The organism is Marinobacter sp. 3-2 (assembly GCF_003751355.1).
Lineage (GTDB): Bacteria > Pseudomonadota > Gammaproteobacteria > Pseudomonadales > Oleiphilaceae > Marinobacter > Marinobacter adhaerens.
Genome location: NZ_RJUQ01000020.1, coordinates 25,752 through 43,277, shown reverse-complemented (window position 1 = coordinate 43,277; position 17,526 = coordinate 25,752). Strand labels below are relative to the sequence as shown.

Sequence of the window (17,526 nt, the reverse complement as noted above, 5' to 3'; positions counted from 1 at the left end):
CCGAAAACACCCTGTTTTCGGAGCTCGGAATTATACTCGATTCAACAAGGCTTGAAAGTCACAAGATGAGACGCGGTTCCTCCAATCCATACAAACTATCTCTATGGTAATTCTGTTGCTCCAAGCAAGTTGATAGAATATTCCCAACACATGGAGTGTTAACCCCATTGCACGGAGCAAGCATGCGTTACCTCGTTTTTTCTTCTCTTGTTGTCACTTCTGCCCTTTCCGGTTGTAGCCTTTATTACGAGTCCCAGGCAAAAGACATGATTCAGCGTCAGATGGACGCCATGGTTTTTGTGGAAGGTGGGGAGTTTATGATGGGGAATCCTGGGGGGTGGGACGGAAGCAAGGACAGCTGGCCGCCGCATAAAGTAGTTCTGGACGATTTCTATATTCAGAAGTATGAGGTCACTCAGGGGGACTTTGAGCTGTTTATGGCGGTGACGGGGTATGAACACTCGAACAGTTCCTACGAAAGCCTTAGAGATCATTCTCCGGATCGCTTTCAATCAAGCTTCCCGGCAGTAGTGTCATGGAAAGATGCGTCGGATTTTTGCGAATGGCTTGGATCTCAGACTGGCAAAGCCGTTGAACTCCCGACGGAAGCACAGTGGGAATATGCAGCCCGAAGCGGTGGCAAACCGTTTCGCTATGCTACTGAGAACGGAGACGCGAAAGAAGGTGTAACAATGGCAGCACGCCCATCACAGTACAGACGACAGAATAAATCACTTCCACAGCCGCCAGGGAGCTACCCTCCAAACCTGCTTGGCCTGTACGACATGTCAGGGAATGCTGCGGAATGGGTGAGAGATTATTATCACGCCGATTATTATGAGCGCTCCCCCGTAAATAACCCTAAGGGACCCGAGAGCCCAATCATAGAAAGCTGGAGCAACGAGCCCTTCAGGGTTCTTCGAGGTGGTGACTTCAAAGATTTTTCAGGCAACACAACCGTCACAAGGCGCAAAGCTATACAACGAGTAACCAATGAAACCACCGGTTTTCGTTGTTCTCTCGCCGATAATTAAACTATCGAATCAAGCCAATTCTCTGCTCTTTGCGCTTGAGACGATTGGAACAATCGTCGCGGGAAGAGTTTGTAATAGTTGCTCATTAAGTCTTGAAGCGATCCCTTTCCTGATTCATTCCCGATTCTTTTTAGGACTTCGATAAACTCTCGATGACTATGAATGGTCTCAAAGATCTCGATCATAGCTTGATTAGCGATTCCTTGATGGGGATCGCGTCCGCCCAATACGGGCCCGCTATCTTGATTCAACATCGTCAGTAACTGTGCTTTAGCAGAGGGTGTCAGTACCTCCAGACGATTATTTTCTAGCACGCCCTCAGCAATCTTTCGAACCTCTCCATCTGCTTGATAAAGCGACCGCCAGATTTCCGATAAGGTATCTGCCCCCTTGGCAACTATCGACGCAAAAGCTTCCTCACTGAAAGCAAACATACTCAATAGGCGAGATAAACTTTCGAAAGCTTCTACCGAAATCCAGTCCAAAAAACGAAAATCACTCACTTCTAAGGACCACCTAACGAACTTAACTAACTCCCAAATTTGTTCGCCATTCAGTTCTGCAGCAATACCACCGCCCCCGCCAGGTCCCAAGACCAGCCTTCCCTTTACAGTCATGTACAACTGGCGATCCGACAAGAACACTTTAAAGTCAAACCCCGCACCGATCCCAGTTGATATCGCGAATTCGGGTTTAACCTCCAACAAGGATCGATAACTTTGGTCGACGTCACGCTGGCTTGGGCTCAATTCTGTGGCTGGAATCTCCATTTCCTGATATGCAGCCCTCCACTTGACCCCAAAGCTGGCCTCATTCCTCAAGGTCGCTCCAGCAAAAGCTTCACCATTGGTCTCTCCAGAAATACTAACGTCCCCGGGTGCGCTGGATAACTTCGCGTTTGCTGCGAGAGACAGACAGGCACCCGCAAACCCCTGAATCCGGTATTCCGCGTCTGCCCTGAAGTATCCACAATGGAGCTTTATCGAGTTTCCCTGATGATTTTCGTACTCGAGGAGCACCTTTGCTCCGGTCTCATCCGGCAGCCTGGCGGCAAAGGTCGCCTCACCCTGCAGGAGACTGTACGTTCCTTGCATTTGGGTACCAATATAGGCTTGGCCCTTTTCGGGCTCGTAGTTGGCCTCCAGGCTGCACTGCGCGGCAAACCGGAACATCTGTGCTTCGGCACCTGCGGCGAAACGACCATCTTCGGTTGAAGCTTCTTTTTTAAATAATTCAATTTCCAACTGGTTAAAGAAGTTGTCCTCTTTGCTCTTCCACTCAGCAAACTTCACCTTGAGCGACCGGTCGTTCTTCAGGCCGTTTTTCGCCTCGTTCCAGGCCCGTTCAAAGTCGGCTGCACTCATAACTGCTCGAACATCCGAAGCCTTAAGCGGCTTCCAGTTACCGCGTAATTGATTCAGAACCTCCTGGCGGGCGTAGCGGTAACCCGCGCCACCGGTATGCTTTAGCTCAACCAACGGTCGAGACTTCATTGAGCCGATGTTCGGCTTGGCAAGAACATCGACCGCAGAAGGCGGACTGGTGTCCACCAAATGCCTCAGGGTTTTCTCTATATCGACGATAAGGTCCCGTCGCTCCTGCTGTTCCTGGCGGTGCTTTTCAACTTCATCATGGTGGATTACGTTCCAGAGCCGGACAGCCCAGGATACTTTCGCGGCATATTCGCTGACGTAATCCATGTAGGGAATCAGCTCATCATCGAGTTGGTTCAGTCGCTTCTTTTTGTCTACCAAAGACTGAATATCAGCCTCTGCAATGAAATCTGGCCAGCGGGTGTATTTCTTAAGTTCCTGGGTTTCATGCGCGAGCCGCTGCACTCGGTGGCTATCTGCGCCCTGATCAATCTGAACCATCCGATACTGAAGCTCAGCCTCCAAAGCCGCCCTGAGGAACCTGAGCCTCTCATCCATTTCATCAAAGTCTTGCTTGCTGGCTTCGGTTATCAGCTCGTGAGCCTCAACCTTTGCCTTCACGCCAGGCAGTGTCGCTTCCAGTTCGGCACAAAGCGTTGTGAAAACTTTTACTGAGAGCAGGTCTTTCCTGTCTGTAAGGTTGGCTTGACTCGCGGGAAACAGAATCTGGCTTCGGATCTGATTGATCTCATATTCAATCCGTTTTTCTCTACGACGCTGATGCTCGAGTCGTTGTCGCTCTCGTTTCCAGCGGGCCTCGTAGTCATTGAGCAGCTCCTTTGCTGTCGAACTTTGCTCAGTTTCGGGGAGTGCCCCCAACTCTCGAAGGCTGTCCCACGCCTTTTCGCGCGCAGCAGGTATATCCTCTACGGGCCCCGCTTCCGCTTCCTTTAGCTCAATCAAGGGCTCGTTGAGAGTCTCAATCTCACCAATCAGATCCTTCAGCTGAGTGCGACTAAGCGCATAGACAGTGTCTTCCTCACCAGTGACGTGGACAAGCGCTTCGCACTCAATTGAACACTGAGAGCATTCAAGATGATCTTTCGTATCATCATTAGCCGATTGCGCTGCCGGAAAAGCCTTTTGGTCTACGGAGTTTTCAGGGACAGTGAGATTCCATCCAGCTTCAATGTGATTCACATCCTTGATGATCGGATTCTCATTTTTGATCGCACTCAACGAAACCTGATACTTCGAAGCAATAGCTGAAAGCGTTTCCCCTGACTGAACTTTATGCTGTGGCATCCGTGCCCTCCAATATACGTTCCATCGCGTTCATACGGTCCGCCGGCGTCATCTCCGGGGCTTTCATAACTTTCTGAAAATCTGACGTCCCAACCAGATCAGAGCCAATGCGGATGCAAAGTCGCAACCAACGCTCTTGTAAAGAAGCGCTTTCAAAACCAAGTTTCGAAGCTCTCTGAAGCTGCTCCAAAACCCAGACTCTTCGGTCTCCGCTTTCAGGCAAATAATCCCGATAGACTTGCTCATAAGCCATTGCACGATCAGCCAATCTATAGGGCGGCAACGCGGATAGTTCAGACTGAACCAACGAGGGTTGTTCGGGGAGTTCTGTCTTTCCGGCTTTATCAGGCGACTGGTATGCTTGCCACTCCGACCCGCTATGCCAGTAGATTGTTACTCCGGCATTCACGATCGGTTTTGCTCGTCCTGTAAAAGCCGCCAGCAATGGACGAAAAGACCTTGGATCGTAAAATCGAAACAGTCGCTCATCTGACTTTGCAAGTGCTAGCAACCATCCCTGAGCCCAATTAAAAACGCACGTCGAGCTTTCCGGCGAATCAATGAGGACTCCCAGCGGCACAAAGCTCAATCGCTCTTTAAGCTTTCTATGAAATCGGGTGTCTCCATTGAGCGCCAGAAGTATGGGTCCTTGCTTCCATGAGGCCTGCCATCGGGTATTCTCCAGAAGACTCCACCACTGAACCGATCCATGCTGGTCAGCTTCGTAAAGAAATCTGATGAAGCTATCATCGACCGCGAGGTCAATGACGGCAAAGTCCGCGCTGGAGGGTTCCTGGGCCAACAAATCCAGGCTATCAAGCGTGCTGATGTAGTTTGCAGCGTCCATTCTCATCAAACTCACAATCGGAAACGACAGGCGCTCCCTGGTTGGCTGATTCCTTCAGCAATGTTGAGTGATCTGCCAAAACCTGCGGAGCACTCTTTCCGTTACCACGTTGGGTGGTTTCTTCAAGCTGCGAAACCTCCGAGCCTCCGGTTAAGCCAGCAATCACGGCAGGCAGCTCCGGGACTTTATATGCCACCCCACTCCCACTCGCAGGCCCACCGCCAGAGTTCATGCGCACCGAAGGCCCGGAGACCGTAACGCCACTGGGATCCAGCTTCAGAAAGCTACCACCTGCTTTGAGTGTGAGTTCGGCGCCAGCCTCGATTACGACTTTCATACCCGCTTTGTGGTGGATCTCGGTGCCAGCTTCAACGAGCTGGTTTTTGCCCTGTTTGCTGTGAAGACTGCCACCGATGGAGAGGCTGTAATCACTCCCGACCGACTCACGCTGTTCGCCATCGACAGTGCGGTGCTCATTGCCTTTGACGTGACTGAAATCGTTGTTTTCGACCGTGCGGTGACTGTCGTTCCGAATCACCTCCGTGCGGTTGTTCTCGGTGAGCAGGTCCAGGTCTTTCTGGGCGTGGACGTAGATCTGTTCCTGATCGGCCTCATCCTCAAACCGCAGTTCGTTGCTGCCCTCGCCCTTGTGGGTCTTGGTTTTCAGGGTGGTGCGGGTTTTGTGTTCCGGCAGCCCATAGGGTGGCGTGTTGGTGATGTGATGGGTTCGCCCGGTGATGATGGGCTGGTCCGGGTCGCCGTCCAGGAAGGAGACAATTACTTCGTGGCCGATTCGTGGCAAGGCCATGAAGCCATACTGGCCACCGGCCCAGCCCTGACTGACTCGGAGCCAGGCGCTGCTGTGTTCGTCGTTTTTCGAGTAGCGATCCCAAGGGAAACGGACTTTGACCCGGCCATGTTCATCGCAGTGGATCTCTTCGCCTTCCGGGCCTGTGACAATCGCAATTTGCGGGCCGTCCATCAGAGGACGATGGGGCGTTCGGGGACGCCAGGTCAGGTCTGCAGGTATGGCATTGAACCGGTTGTGATAGGTGGTGGGTTCGCTGCCGCCCTCCTCTTCCAGGGCCTGGGGCTGGGTCCCGGTGTGAGTGACTGCGGTCAGCAGCCATTCCCGATTCAGGGCGTCGCTGTCGTGCTCCTTCAGTTCAACCTTGGCGCCGGCGCTGAAGTCCGGGCGATTGCTCTTACCGGATGCGGTACTGGCATCATTGCGGAGGGATTGCAGTCTGGCTTCGGTAAACGGCTGGCCACTGGCATCGGCCTTGAAGCGGCCGGGGTAATCGTAGTGCTGGTAATCTTCCCGGTGCTTCAGGTCGCCGGAAGCATGCTGATGCATCAGAGCATAGGCGGGGTTCTTAAAGGTATAATCCTTCATGGCCACAGAGGCCACCCGCACCCGCTCTTCATATCGAAATCGGTACACGACCGGGCGCCTGCTGCTGCCGCCGGCTTTGGCGTTATATTCTGCCGGCTCCAGCTTCGGCGCATCGCCATGATGGTCGGCGATTACAAGCGCCGGCTGTGTGTCTGCGTCCACGCTCCCGTGTTCATACCTGTAATGCCAGCCCTCTTCAGCCGCGAGGCGTTCGAGGAAGGCCAGGTCGCTTTCTCGATGCTGAACACAATACTCCCGCTGCTCTGGAGTGCGTTTCAGATCGAAAACCGAGTCGATAATGCCGCGCTCTTCCAGCAAGGTACGCACGATGGTTTCGCTGCTTTGGGTCTGGAAAATCCGGCTGTTGTGCATCAGCCCCAGACGCCAGAGCGGCGACTGGATATTCAGTTCATAACGGGTGCGCCGGTGACCTGCATCGCCCCGAACAAATTCGTTGACCACACCGGTGAAGCGCCTTAGCGGCTCGCCATCCTGCCAGACCACAAGATCCACCGGTTGCTCAAGAATTTCCGCTGCCTGAATTGAGGGATCGGTACTGGCCAGCTCAAGCCGACCGTGAAACACCTCGGACAGGCATTCGGTCAGGGTAAAACCGACGAGTGAAAAAATATCAGAGGGGAGACCGCCAACGCGGACGGTGAACTGCAATCCATTTGCCTGGGGCATGTCTTCAATCCTTTGAAGTCATCAATCCGGATGATTCTGCTACAAAAACTGCACTATCCCTGGCAGTTCTTCCATCGTAGCGGGTGAAACATTAACAGCGTAGTAGCGGTTATTCAACGAAAAGACCGAACGTTACTCACTCGCCTCCTGGAGCGAACGATACCATTCGGCGTACGGCGTGTTCTCGATCTTGCACTGGGTATAGTCCGGTTCGTCATCAGACCACCAGACCGGCCCGCGCTCACCCAGGGCGCGCTTGGCGTGATCCACCTGTTGCCGGGCATCACGCTCTTGGCTCTCATCGCCGGACGCTTTCGCATCACGCACCATCCGGCGAGCAGCCATCAGGCGCTTGACCTGTTCCTGATACACCGATTCCGGGAGACTGGGATCCGAACAACGCCAAAGGCGCCCCTTGATCACAAGGTAGCGCTCGTCTGGCGTTTTCATCGTTTCCTTGGTCAACCTTTATTCAGGCTTGTAAAGCCGCTGAATGCTGGAGAAATCCAGGCCACCATTACCCTGCCCGGCGTGCAGCTGGAACAGGTTACGGGCGAGAGAGCCCATAGGAATGGAAGCCTGATTCTTCACGGCGTTGTCGAACGCCAGCCCCAGATCCTTTGTCATCAGATTGACCAGGAAGCCGCCCTCGTAGTTACGTGACGCGGGTACGCCCTCCATCACACCTGGCCAGGGGTTGTAGACGTTCAACGCCCAGTTGCCGCCAGAGCTCTGCTTCATGATTTCCGAGAGCACCGCCGGATCCAGACCGTTCTTCACGCCGAGCGCAAGTGCTTCGCTGGTGCCGGACATCAGGATAGCCAGCAGCATGTTGTTGCAGATCTTGGCCACCTGGCCGGACCCATGATCACCGGCATGGAAGATGTTCTTGCCCATGGCGTCAAGAATCGGCTTGGCCTTGTTGAAGGCCTCTTCCGAGCCGCCGCAAATGAAGGTCAAGGTGCCGGCCTTGGCACCGCCAACACCGCCGGAGACGGGCGCATCGAGGAACGGGATATCCTTGGCTCGTGCAACTTCGGCAACACCCCGGGCTGTTTCCGGAGCGATGGTGGAAGAATCAATCACCAGGGTGCCGGCCGGCAGTTTTGCCAGCAGACCATCGTCACCCAGGTATACCGCTTCTACATGCTGGCCGGCAGGCAGCATGGTGATGACACACTCCGCGCCACTGGCTGCTTCGTGGGCGGTGCCTGCTGTTTTCGCGCCTTCGGACACCAGGGCAGCAACAGCGTCTTTGGACAGGTCGAATACGGTGACCTCGTGGCCGGCTTTTACCAGGTTCCCGGCCATTGGGCCGCCCATGTTACCGAGACCGATAAAGGTAATCTTTGCCATGTCTTTTCTCCTTGTTCTTGTAATAGATCAGCTAAAAAAATCGTCGATCCAGGCGCTGTCCATTTCGGCAAGGGACGCATAGCGCCAGCGGGGCTGCTGGTCCTTGTCGATCAGAAGCGCGCGGATGCCTTCGGCAAACTCGCCCTTGGTCAGGCACTTGGTGGAAAGCACCAGTTCCTTGTCGAGCACCTCTTTCAGGCTGTCGTGTTTGCAGCCGTGCAGGTGCCGCCAGACCAAAGCCAGGGATGTGGGTGACGCACCAGCCAGGGAGCGGGTCGCTTTCGCCACCCAGCCGTCGCCACCAGACAGTTCCTTCAATTGGTTAACGGTCGCTTCCAGGGAGTCAGCATCGGTAACCCGATTGATCTCATCGAAATGAGTGCGAACCGGTGACTCCGGCATGGCGTCGGCGCTCTCACGCTCGTATTGACGCAACACACTACCGACCACTGCATGAGCATCTTCGCCCTGCCAGTTACGCTTGCACAGCTCGGCAACAACATCGGCCTTCAGATCATGCCGGATGAAGCGGTCGGCAAGGCCAGTGAAGATTGCGTCAGCGCCGTTCAGGCGAGCACCGGTCAGCCCCAGGAACAAGCCGGTGCGCCCGGGGGTGCGGTTCAGGAACCAGCCCGCCGCAACATCGGGGTAGAGGCCGATGGTGATCTCGGGCATGGCAAGCTTCGATCCTTCTGTCACCACCCGGTGAGACGCGCCCTCCATAATGCCCATACCGCCACCCATTACGATGCCGTGTCCCCAGCAAACGAGCGGTTTCGGGAAGGTATGGATCAGGTAATCCAGCTCATATTCCTCGGTGAAGAATGCCTCACCCTCACTGGCACCCTGTGGCTCGGTCATGCTGCGATACAGGGCAACGATGTCGCCACCGGCACAGAACGCCTTGTCGCCCTCGGATTCCAGCCAGACGGCCTGGATTACGGGGTCCTCCGCCCAACGCTTCAGTTGCGGAGTCAGCAACCGGATCATTTCCAGAGACAGCGAGTTCAGCGCTTTGGGCGTATTCAGCCGGGCCACGGCGATCAGCGCGCCATCGCCCGTCTTCCATTCTTCGAAGATAATGGGTTGATCACTCATAACAGGTCCTTGAGCCAGCCTTCAAAGCCGGCTTCAGCGGTTTTTCCATTCCGGCTTGCGCTTTTCGAGAAACGCGTTTACGCCTTCTTTCTGGTCTTCGGTAGAGAACAGCTCAACAAACAGTTCCCGCTCCATGCGCCAGCCGTCGTCGTGGCTGCGGCCATCGCGGGCGCTCATCACTAGGGTCTTGCAACGAGCCGTTGACGACGGGCTCTGCTGGCACGCCATTTCCGCCAGCTCCAGCGCCTTATCAAGGCTCTGTCCGCTCGGCACCACTTCCTCAACCAGGCCGATTCGCAGTGCCGTATCGGCCTTTACCCGCTCACCGCACAGAATCATCCGCTTGGCCCAGCCCTCACCCACCAGCCAGGGCAGGTTCTGGGTGCCGCCGGCACAGGGCAAAAGGCCAACGCCTGCTTCGGGCAGTGCCATCTGGGCATGCTCTTCGGCAATGCGGATGTCACAGGCCATGGCGCACTCCAGGCCGCCACCCATGGCGTAGCCGTTCACCGCCGCAATAGAAACACCGCGGAACCGCTGCAGCGTGGAGAAGGCCTCGCCAAAAAGCTGGCCCATCTCGTTCGCCCGGGCCTTGTCGCCATCGGCGAAGGTTTTCAGATCGGCGCCGGCGGAATAGAACTTCTCGCCCTGCCCGGTCATTACCAGGGCAAAGATGTCCCGGTCTTCGTTCAGTTCCTTGACGATGTTCGTCAGGGCAATGAGGGAATCCTTCGTCCAGGTGTTGGCCGGTGGATTGTTGATGGTCAGTACCGCTATATGTCCGCGTTTTTCGAGCTGAATCAGGTCACTCATTTTCTATTCCTCATACTGAAAATGGGGTCGGATGACGATTTCATCAGACCCCATTTCTATGCTTATTGAATTGCCTCAGCCACGCCGTCATCGAGCAGGCGACGGGCAACAATCAGACGCATGATTTCGTTGGTGCCTTCCAGGATCTGGTGCACACGCAGGTCACGCAGATAGCGCTCAAGCGGGTATTCACGAATGTAGCCGTAGCCGCCGTGAAGCTGCAGGGCCTCGTTGACCACTTCGAAACAGGCATCGGTGGCGAACCGTTTGGCCATGGCACAATGCAGTGTCGCTTCCGGATCGGCGTTATCAAGCTTGAACGCGCCCAGACGAACCATCTGCCTCGCGGCAACCAGGTTGGTGGCCATGTCAGCCAGCTTGAACTGCAGAGCCTGGAAAGCCGCCAGCGGCTTACCGAACTGTTCCCGCTCGTGCATGTAGTTACGGGCACGGAGAAGAGCCGCTTGGGCACCACCAAGGGAACAGGTGGCGATATTCAGACGCCCGCCATCGAGCCCCTTCATGGCGATGGCAAACCCGTCGCCCTCGTCACCAACTCGGTTGCTGGCCGGAATGCGGACATTCTCCAGGCTGATCATCCGGGTAGGCTGACTGTGCCAGCCCATTTTTTCTTCGTTCTTGCCGTAGGAAATGCCGTCGGCATCTGCGGGAATCACGAAGGTGGAAATACCTTTATAGCCGGAATCCGGCGCTCCGGTTCGGGCCATCAAGACCAGAATATCGGTGGCCCCAGCGCCGGAAATGAATACTTTACTGCCGTTGATTACGTAGCTGTCGCCATCGCGCACGGCCTTGGTGCGAAGACTGGCCGCGTCTGAGCCGGCACCCGGCTCGGTCAGGCAGTAGGAGGCGAGCCATTCGCCGCTGGCGAGTTTAGGCACGATTTCCTGCTTGAGATCATCCGACGCAAAGCTGGCGACCATCCAGGTAGCCATGTTGTGGATGGTGATAAACGCGGCGGTTGAAGGGCACGCAGCAGCGAGCTCTTCCACGATAACCGAGGTGTCCAGCCGGGACAGCCCCATACCGCCAAGCGCTTCGGGGGTGTACATACCCATGAAGCCCATTTCGCCGGCTTCCTTCATCATATCAACCGGGAAAATATGCTCGTTGTCCCACTTCGCAGCGTGGGGCGCCATGGATTTTTCCGCGAACGCCCGCGCGGCCTCGCGAAACGCCAGCTGATCTTCGGTGAGGTTAAAGTCCATCGTTACGCTCCAGATAGAGAGGGCTTGGCATTGGGCGGGGAAAACAAGGGGCCGGAAAAAGGTTCCGGCCCAAATACCCCACCTTCAACGCAATTAACGCAACTGGATAGAGAAGTTGGCTTCCGAGCTGGTCGCTTCACTGGAGAACCAGCGGGAGGTAACCGTTTTGGTTTCGGTGTAGAAGCGAACCGCCTGCTTGCCGTAGGCATGCTGGTCACCGTAGAAGGAACCCTTCCAGCCGGTGAACGAGAAGAACGGCAGGGGCACAGGAATGGGGATGTTCACGCCCACCTGGCCTACGTCGATCTCATGCTGGAAGCGACGCGCGGCACCACCGGAACTGGTAAAGATGGAGACGCCGTTGCCGTACGGGCTGTTATTTACCAGCTCGATGGCATCACCGAGGGTGTCGGTTTCCATGCAGGAGAGCACGGGACCGAAGATTTCCTCGTTGTAGATATCCATCTCGGTGGTAACACCGGAGAACAGAGTCGGGCCAACCCAGTTGCCATCGGGCAGTCCGTCTACGGTGCAGCCGCGACCATCCAGCAGAAGGTTAGCGCCCTGCGCTTCACCGGTCGCGATCAGGGACTCGATACGGTCTTTCGCTTTCGCGGAGATGATCGGGCCATAGCTGGCACCGGAATCGTTCCACGCGCCTGGACGAACTTTCGCCATGGCTTCTTTCAGCTCCGGAATCCACTGCTGGGCTTCGCCCACAAAGACCGCGACCGAAATTGCCATGCAGCGCTGGCCGGCAGCACCAACCGAGGCGCCAACCAGGGCATTGATCACTTGCTGTTTGTCAGCGTCCGGCAGGATGACCATGTGGTTCTTGGCACCGGCGAAACTCTGCACACGTTTCATGTTGCGGGTGCCGGTCTCGTAGATGTAACGGCCAACAGGCACAGAACCTACGAAAGAAACGGCCTTGATGGCGGGATCAGTCAGCAGTACGTCAACCTGCTCCTTGCCACCGTGAACCACCTGCAGAACGCCCTTGGGCGCACCGGCTTCTTCAAACAGCTCGGCAAGGCGCATGGGGGTCAACGGATCCTGCTCGGAAGGCTTGAGGATAAAGGTGTTACCGCAGGCAATCGCCATTGGGAACATCCACAGCGGAATCATGGCCGGGAAGTTGAACGGCGTAATACCGGCGCACACACCCAGCGGCTGGATCCAGGAGTGGGTATCCACTTCACGGGCAACGTTCTCAACCGTCTCGCCCATCATCAGAGAAGCGACGTTTCCAGCGTGCTCAACTACTTCAATACCGCGCCAGACGTCCCCTTTGGCGTCTTCAAACGTTTTGCCGGTTTCCTGCGAAAGGATTTCAGCAATCTCGTCATGATGTTTTTTCAGAAGTGCCTGATAGCGGAGCATAACCCGGGCGCGCTCGGAAACCGGCACTTCCTTCCAGGTCTTGAATACTTCACCGGCATACTTGATGGCCTGCTCCATTTCCGCATGAGTCGTGTTCGGAGCCTTGGCGATCACTTCGTTGGTGGCGGGGTTGGTAACTTCAATCCAGTCCTTGGTCTGGCTCTGGATGAATTCACCTGCAATATACAACGGTACATTTTTCATGTTGATGTCCCTGTTTGTTGTTGTACGGGAAGCCGGCCGGAACCTGAGGGTTCCTTGCCACGTTTACCCAAAGGCTAGCACGGGATTGACCAATGGGTGATTGACTAAATTTCGCCCGTAATGGACTATCTTTCGATAAAGCTCAAACAAACAAGACCAGAAATGACCCAAACCTCACAGTGGCCGGTGCCCAAAGACAGCATTCGCTACGTGGTGCCTGAGCCGATCATTCGACTGCTCGCGAGCCATCCACTTACCCGGGATCTCTATCCGCTGGCGTTCGGCCACTACCGGCGCGCCGTCGGCCATCACATGCATCGGGAACACCATCACGACAATCTTTTGATCTACTGCACGGAAGGCCGTGCGTTCCTGAACGTAGGCGGGGAGCCCTACACGGTGGAGGCTGGCGATCTGCTGCTTCTGCCGGCCGGTGCCAACCATCGGTATACCGCCGATCCGGACAACCCCTGGACCATTCACTGGGTGCACTACACCGGACCACTGGCAGCGGATTTTCAACACTACATGGGGTTCGACGGCCCGACCCGGATTCGTCATTTGGGCCGGCAACCCCGGCTTCTGGTTGACTTCAATGGCCTGCTATCGGTGCGACAGACCGGTTTCCGGGCCCGCGGCCTGATCCACGCGGCCAACCGGCTTCGGCAACTGTTGGCTGCGGTTCCGATCAACGCCGACGAAACCGGGCACGAGCGGCAGGCCGAACTGGAAACCATTCACAATTATATGCGGGAGCATCTGGATGAGCGTATCAGCCTGGAGCAACTGGCCGATCTCGCCGGCCTCTCACCGGCTCATTTTGCCACCCGCTATCGGGAACAGACCGGCACCTCCCCGATCCAGCACTTCCTGCACCTGAAGGTGGAACGCGCCTGCCAGATGCTGGACACCAGCAGCCTGAGCTTCGCAGACATAAGCCGACGCCTGGGCTATGACGATGCTTACTATTTTTCGCGGCTTTTCAAAAAGGTAATGGGTCAGTCACCCCGGGACTACCGGCATACCGCCCGACACTGAACGGTCAACCCGGGCCAGATTGAAACCTGCCGCCTTCTACGACTTTTGTTGTAGGAGCCAAGGGGTTAGGCTGGGGGCATCGAATGACAAAAAGAGTGAGCCCATGGCCATGTACACCATTGAAATTGATGAAACCTTTGACGTACCCCGACGACGGGTTTTCGCCCTGTTCGCCGACCATTACCGTTTCGGAAAACTGCTGGGAGCACCGGTCAAACGAATCAAGGACAGCGATCAGGCTGATCCCAACGGCATCGGCTCCGTTCGCAAAATCGGCATCGGGCCGGTCGGTCTGGAAGAAACGGTGACCAGCTTCGAGCCGGATTCACTGATCGAATACACCATCACCAGCATGAGCCCGATCCGCAACCATCTGGGAAGAATCCGTTTCGAGGACACACCGGAAGGTCACACCCGGGTGAACTACACCATCACCTTCGAAGACATCGTACCGTTCACCGGGAAGGTCGTCAGCAGCGCCCTTGAACAGGGTATTCGCCGCGGGATCAAACGGGTACCACAGCTGGCCTGAGAGCCGGCAACAACAAATCGTTACTTGAGGAATATCAGAGAATTGACCTGAGGCAAGAGTTGGCTTTTGTCAATTTTGTAATCTCCGCGCAGCTTGCAATATCCGGCCATTCCGGCCGGATCAAACTGTATTTTGCGGGAGACCGAAATGGCAGCCGAACCCATTGTCCTGTTCGATAACGGACACCACAAATGCCTGATGTTCGATTCCCTGGTAACCGGAGAGGGCGTCCAGTCCAACCAGTTCCTGATTGTCGACGGTAAACATGAAGCACTGATCGACCCGGGTGGTGACCTCACCTACACCCCGCTGTCGGTAGCAGCATCGCGCTACATGAACATCCGCGACATGGATTACGTGTTCGCCTCTCACCAGGACCCGGACATCATCGGCGCCATCGACCGCTGGATCGTTCACACCCGCGCGAAGATCGTAACTTCGAAACTCTGGGCCCGGTTCCTTCCGCACCTGGTTTCCAGCTACGTGACCAACCAGCTCAGCGGCAGCGTATACGACCGCATCGTTAGCGTTCCGGATGCCGGCGCCAATGTGAAGTTCGGGGAATCCTATCTGCAATGTCTGCCAGCCCACTTCATGCATTCGGTCGGCAACCTGCAGTTCTATGATCCGGTCTCGAAGATTCTGTTCTCGGGCGACCTGGGCGCCTCCATGGGTGGCGAGGACGATCACCTGCCAGTAAAGGACTTCGACAAGCACATACCGAGCATGATCGGCTTCCATCGGCGCTACATTGCCTCCCGGAAGGTTTGCCAACTCTGGGCGAATATGGTCCGCGACATGGATGTTTCGATGATTGTGCCCCAGCACGGCAAACGCTTCGAAGGACCGGTGATGGTTGATCGCTTCCTGAACTGGGTCAGCGATATGGAGTGTGGCATCGACCTGATGACCCAGGAAAACTACCGGCGCCCGGTCGATTACGTGTAGCTAGGAATAAAAGTGGCAGCCATAAGGCTGCCACTTTAAGAACGATGCCTTCAGTCAGGCAGTTACCAGTATCCGATTTTCTGGAACTACTGCTTGCCGCCTCCTCCGCCGTTCTTTTTCCATTCCTGCGACTTGTTCATTCCGCCGCCATTCATCATGCCTTTCTCGCCGTCATTCATCATGCCCGTGCCCTGGCCCTTTTTCTGGCCAGCAGCCGTCGGTGGCAGATTTTCCACATCAACACCACGGGCGCGCGCACGCTCGACCATCCTCTGATGATGCTCCTGGCGGAATGCCTGCCGCTGCTCGGGCGTCATTGAGCGCATTTGCTCCCGGAACTGCGCCCTTTCCTGCTCGGACATCATGCCGTAGCCGGAGATGGGGTAACCGTCACGATCCATTTCCTGGTCCTGCGTTTGGGTCTGCAGGCGATCCCTCGTCTGGTCCATATCCCGGTCCTGATCCTGCGCAAAGGAAGAGGACAGAGGTAGCATCAGGCACACTGCCAAAGATGCTGAGTACAAAGTTGTCAATTTCATGAGTGCACCTCCACTATCAGCCCGGAAATCCCCGGCTTCGGGAACTGCTGATCAAACCTGGGGTATCCGCCTCAGGGCGGAAGCTCCATAGTTTGAGAATACTCCCGGAGATACCGTCAGAAATCTGACCAAAATCAATTCCGGCCCTTCATGAACACAAATTCATCCTCTGTTCATTTCTCCACACAGGTGTCCGACTCACGCCGTCCTGGCGCCGCTGGTAAGCTGTCGGCAAGGCCGGCAAGAAACTGTTGCGCACTGGGTTGACCGCTCGTTGCAGCCATCCTGATCAAACATAGCCCCTCAGCGATCCTCCCCTGTTCATACAAGTTCTTCCCCAGCCGCCAGCGGGCATCACTGTTTCCCGCTTCCGCAGCTCGCCGATACCAACGGAGTGCTTCGTTTTTATCCAGGACCGTTCCCCTGCCCTCTTCATAGGCCATGGCCACTTCGACCATACTGATGGAATCACCGCTGTCGGCTGCACGCAGGTACCACTGGAAGGCTTTCTCCTGGTTTTGTTCAACGCCCTGCCCCTGGGCATACATGTTGGCCACATTGAGCATGCCCTGGCGGCTGCCCTCCTCTGCCAGCTCCAGATACTGCTCGAAGGCCGATTCATATTGCCCCATCTTGTAGACGACATAAGCGTTGAAAACCCGGATCATGTCCCGTGCCACCTGGTCCTGATCGCCGTTCTCGTTACCCCCGGCACTCGCCAACGAGCATGAAAAGACCAGGCACAGAAACAGCATCCGAACCATTGTCTGCGTTGCGCTTTGTCTTTGCATTCTGTTCCCCGACGCCTGCCAGTTGTCCTCTCACGCTAGCAGTGGCTTGCCGATAGGTCTGTGCATCAAAAGTGCTGTCCTGCTGGCACCTTGGTATTGGCGGATCGTGAAAACCATCCCGGAACAGGGGCCAAATAAGCCTGTCCCAAACCGGCAATGTTGAGTAAAATCCGGCCTTTTCCAGAGAACCAAGAGGCAGCGCAGATGGGCAGAGCCTACCAGAACCGCAAAGAATCCATGGCCAAGACGGCTGCGGCAAAAACCAAGGTCTACAGCAAGTACGGCCGCGAGATTTACATGAGCGCCAAGTCCGGAGGCCCCGATCCCCAGGCCAACCTGTCCCTGCGCGGACTGATCGAGCGGGCCAAGAAAGACCAGGTGCCTTCGCACGTCATCGAAAAGGCCATCGACAAGGCCAAGGGTGGCGCCGGCGAAGACTATGCTGCAGCTCGCTACGAAGGCTACGGACCGGGCAACTGCATGGTGATCGTGGACTGCCTGACCGATAACCCGAACCGCACCTTTGGCGACGTGCGCCTGGCCTTCACCAAGACCAAGTGCAAGATCGGCACGCCCGGAGCCGTGTCTCACATGTTCGACCACAGCGCTATTTTTGCGTTCAAGGGCGAGGATGAAGAGGCCGTACTCGAGGCGCTGATGGAAGCGGATGTCGATGTAACCGACATCGAGAACGAAGATGGCCTGATTACCGTGTTCACACCGAACACCGAATACGCCAAGGCTCGCCAGGCACTCGTGGACGCAATCGAAGACATCGATTTTGAAGTGGATGAAATCCAGTTCCTGCCCAAAACCACCACAATGGTGGAAGGCGACGACATCCCCATGTTCGAGAAATTCCTGGACATGCTGAACGAACTGGACGACGTGCAGAACGTGTTCCACAACGCCGAACTGCCAGAGCAGTAAACAACCCGGGCCGCCGGCCGCGC

Annotated in this window: 16 protein-coding genes; 5 read left to right on the top strand and 11 right to left on the bottom strand. The window is 56.0% G+C overall.

Features of this window, described 5'->3' with window-relative positions; translation table 11 throughout:
- Positions 1 to 182: 182 nt before the first annotated feature.
- The gene (locus EDB94_RS19925) at positions 183 to 1,034 is read left to right on the top strand and encodes an SUMF1/EgtB/PvdO family nonheme iron enzyme (RefSeq protein ID WP_108019413.1); all 852 of its coding nucleotides are present in this window, start codon (positions 183 to 185) and stop codon (positions 1,032 to 1,034) included.
- Here EDB94_RS19925 and EDB94_RS19920 read toward each other — a convergent pair.
- The 9 genes from EDB94_RS19920 to EDB94_RS19880 all read right to left on the bottom strand — a co-directional run bounded on the left by EDB94_RS19920 (position 1,031) and on the right by EDB94_RS19880 (position 12,725).
- Positions 1,031 to 3,712, bottom strand: coding sequence for a LysM domain-containing protein (locus EDB94_RS19920; protein ID WP_108019415.1), 2,682 nt, complete (start codon positions 3,710 to 3,712; stop codon positions 1,031 to 1,033). The two genes, EDB94_RS19925 and EDB94_RS19920, sit on opposite strands and share 4 nt — an antisense overlap.
- Positions 3,699 to 4,559 (bottom strand): DUF4123 domain-containing protein, encoded by an 861-nt coding sequence (locus EDB94_RS19915; protein WP_181259077.1) that lies wholly within the window; start codon positions 4,557 to 4,559, stop codon positions 3,699 to 3,701. Before EDB94_RS19915 ends, EDB94_RS19920 begins: the two co-directional genes overlap by 14 nt.
- Positions 4,528 to 6,642: a type VI secretion system Vgr family protein gene (locus tag EDB94_RS19910; protein WP_181259078.1), complete on the bottom strand. Its 2,115-nt coding sequence runs from the start codon at positions 6,640 to 6,642 to the stop codon at positions 4,528 to 4,530. Before EDB94_RS19910 ends, EDB94_RS19915 begins: the two co-directional genes overlap by 32 nt.
- A 132-nt stretch (positions 6,643 to 6,774) precedes the next feature.
- Positions 6,775 to 7,092 (bottom strand): hypothetical protein, encoded by a 318-nt coding sequence (locus tag EDB94_RS19905; RefSeq protein ID WP_062785395.1) that lies wholly within the window; start codon positions 7,090 to 7,092, stop codon positions 6,775 to 6,777.
- 18 nt (positions 7,093 to 7,110) lie between these two features.
- The gene (gene mmsB, locus EDB94_RS19900; RefSeq protein ID WP_053114702.1) at positions 7,111 to 7,998 is read right to left on the bottom strand and encodes a 3-hydroxyisobutyrate dehydrogenase; all 888 of its coding nucleotides are present in this window, start codon (positions 7,996 to 7,998) and stop codon (positions 7,111 to 7,113) included.
- A gap of 27 nt (positions 7,999 to 8,025) precedes the next feature.
- On the bottom strand, positions 8,026 to 9,096 hold the full coding sequence (locus tag EDB94_RS19895; RefSeq protein ID WP_062785397.1) for an enoyl-CoA hydratase/isomerase family protein: 1,071 nt from the start codon (positions 9,094 to 9,096) through the stop codon (positions 8,026 to 8,028).
- Positions 9,097 to 9,129: 33 nt separating this feature from the next.
- On the bottom strand, positions 9,130 to 9,909 hold the full coding sequence (locus tag EDB94_RS19890; RefSeq protein WP_008175944.1) for an enoyl-CoA hydratase: 780 nt from the start codon (positions 9,907 to 9,909) through the stop codon (positions 9,130 to 9,132).
- Between the two features lie 62 nt (positions 9,910 to 9,971).
- The gene (locus EDB94_RS19885) at positions 9,972 to 11,138 is read right to left on the bottom strand and encodes an acyl-CoA dehydrogenase family protein (protein WP_014576391.1); all 1,167 of its coding nucleotides are present in this window, start codon (positions 11,136 to 11,138) and stop codon (positions 9,972 to 9,974) included.
- 93 nt (positions 11,139 to 11,231) lie between these two features.
- A complete protein-coding gene (locus tag EDB94_RS19880; protein WP_008175948.1) occupies positions 11,232 to 12,725 on the bottom strand; it encodes a CoA-acylating methylmalonate-semialdehyde dehydrogenase in 1,494 nt (497 codons plus the stop codon).
- 162 nt (positions 12,726 to 12,887) lie between these two features.
- Between EDB94_RS19880 and EDB94_RS19875 the strand changes: the two genes are divergently transcribed.
- The 3 genes from EDB94_RS19875 (at position 12,888) to EDB94_RS19865 (ending at position 15,243) form a co-directional block, all read left to right on the top strand.
- Positions 12,888 to 13,763, top strand: a complete 876-nt coding sequence (locus tag EDB94_RS19875) for an AraC family transcriptional regulator (RefSeq protein WP_008175950.1) — start codon at positions 12,888 to 12,890, stop codon at positions 13,761 to 13,763.
- A gap of 103 nt (positions 13,764 to 13,866) precedes the next feature.
- Positions 13,867 to 14,295, top strand: coding sequence for an SRPBCC family protein (locus EDB94_RS19870; protein WP_008175952.1), 429 nt, complete (start codon positions 13,867 to 13,869; stop codon positions 14,293 to 14,295).
- Positions 14,296 to 14,442: 147 nt separating this feature from the next.
- Entirely contained in the window at positions 14,443 to 15,243 is an 801-nt protein-coding gene (locus tag EDB94_RS19865; RefSeq protein ID WP_008175954.1) for an MBL fold metallo-hydrolase, read from the top strand.
- Positions 15,244 to 15,329: 86 nt separating this feature from the next.
- Here the strand turns inward: EDB94_RS19865 and EDB94_RS19860 are convergent, their stop codons facing one another.
- Together EDB94_RS19860 and EDB94_RS19855 are read right to left on the bottom strand one after the other, a co-directional pair.
- Entirely contained in the window at positions 15,330 to 15,782 is a 453-nt protein-coding gene (locus EDB94_RS19860; protein ID WP_260312640.1) for a hypothetical protein, read from the bottom strand.
- A 173-nt stretch (positions 15,783 to 15,955) separates the two neighbouring features.
- Positions 15,956 to 16,573, bottom strand: coding sequence for a tetratricopeptide repeat protein (locus tag EDB94_RS19855; protein WP_260312637.1), 618 nt, complete (start codon positions 16,571 to 16,573; stop codon positions 15,956 to 15,958).
- A gap of 204 nt (positions 16,574 to 16,777) precedes the next feature.
- On the opposite strand from EDB94_RS19855, the gene EDB94_RS19850 reads away from it, so the two are divergent.
- Positions 16,778 to 17,503 (top strand): YebC/PmpR family DNA-binding transcriptional regulator, encoded by a 726-nt coding sequence (locus EDB94_RS19850; RefSeq protein ID WP_008175958.1) that lies wholly within the window; start codon positions 16,778 to 16,780, stop codon positions 17,501 to 17,503.
- Positions 17,504 to 17,526 lie beyond the last annotated feature (23 nt).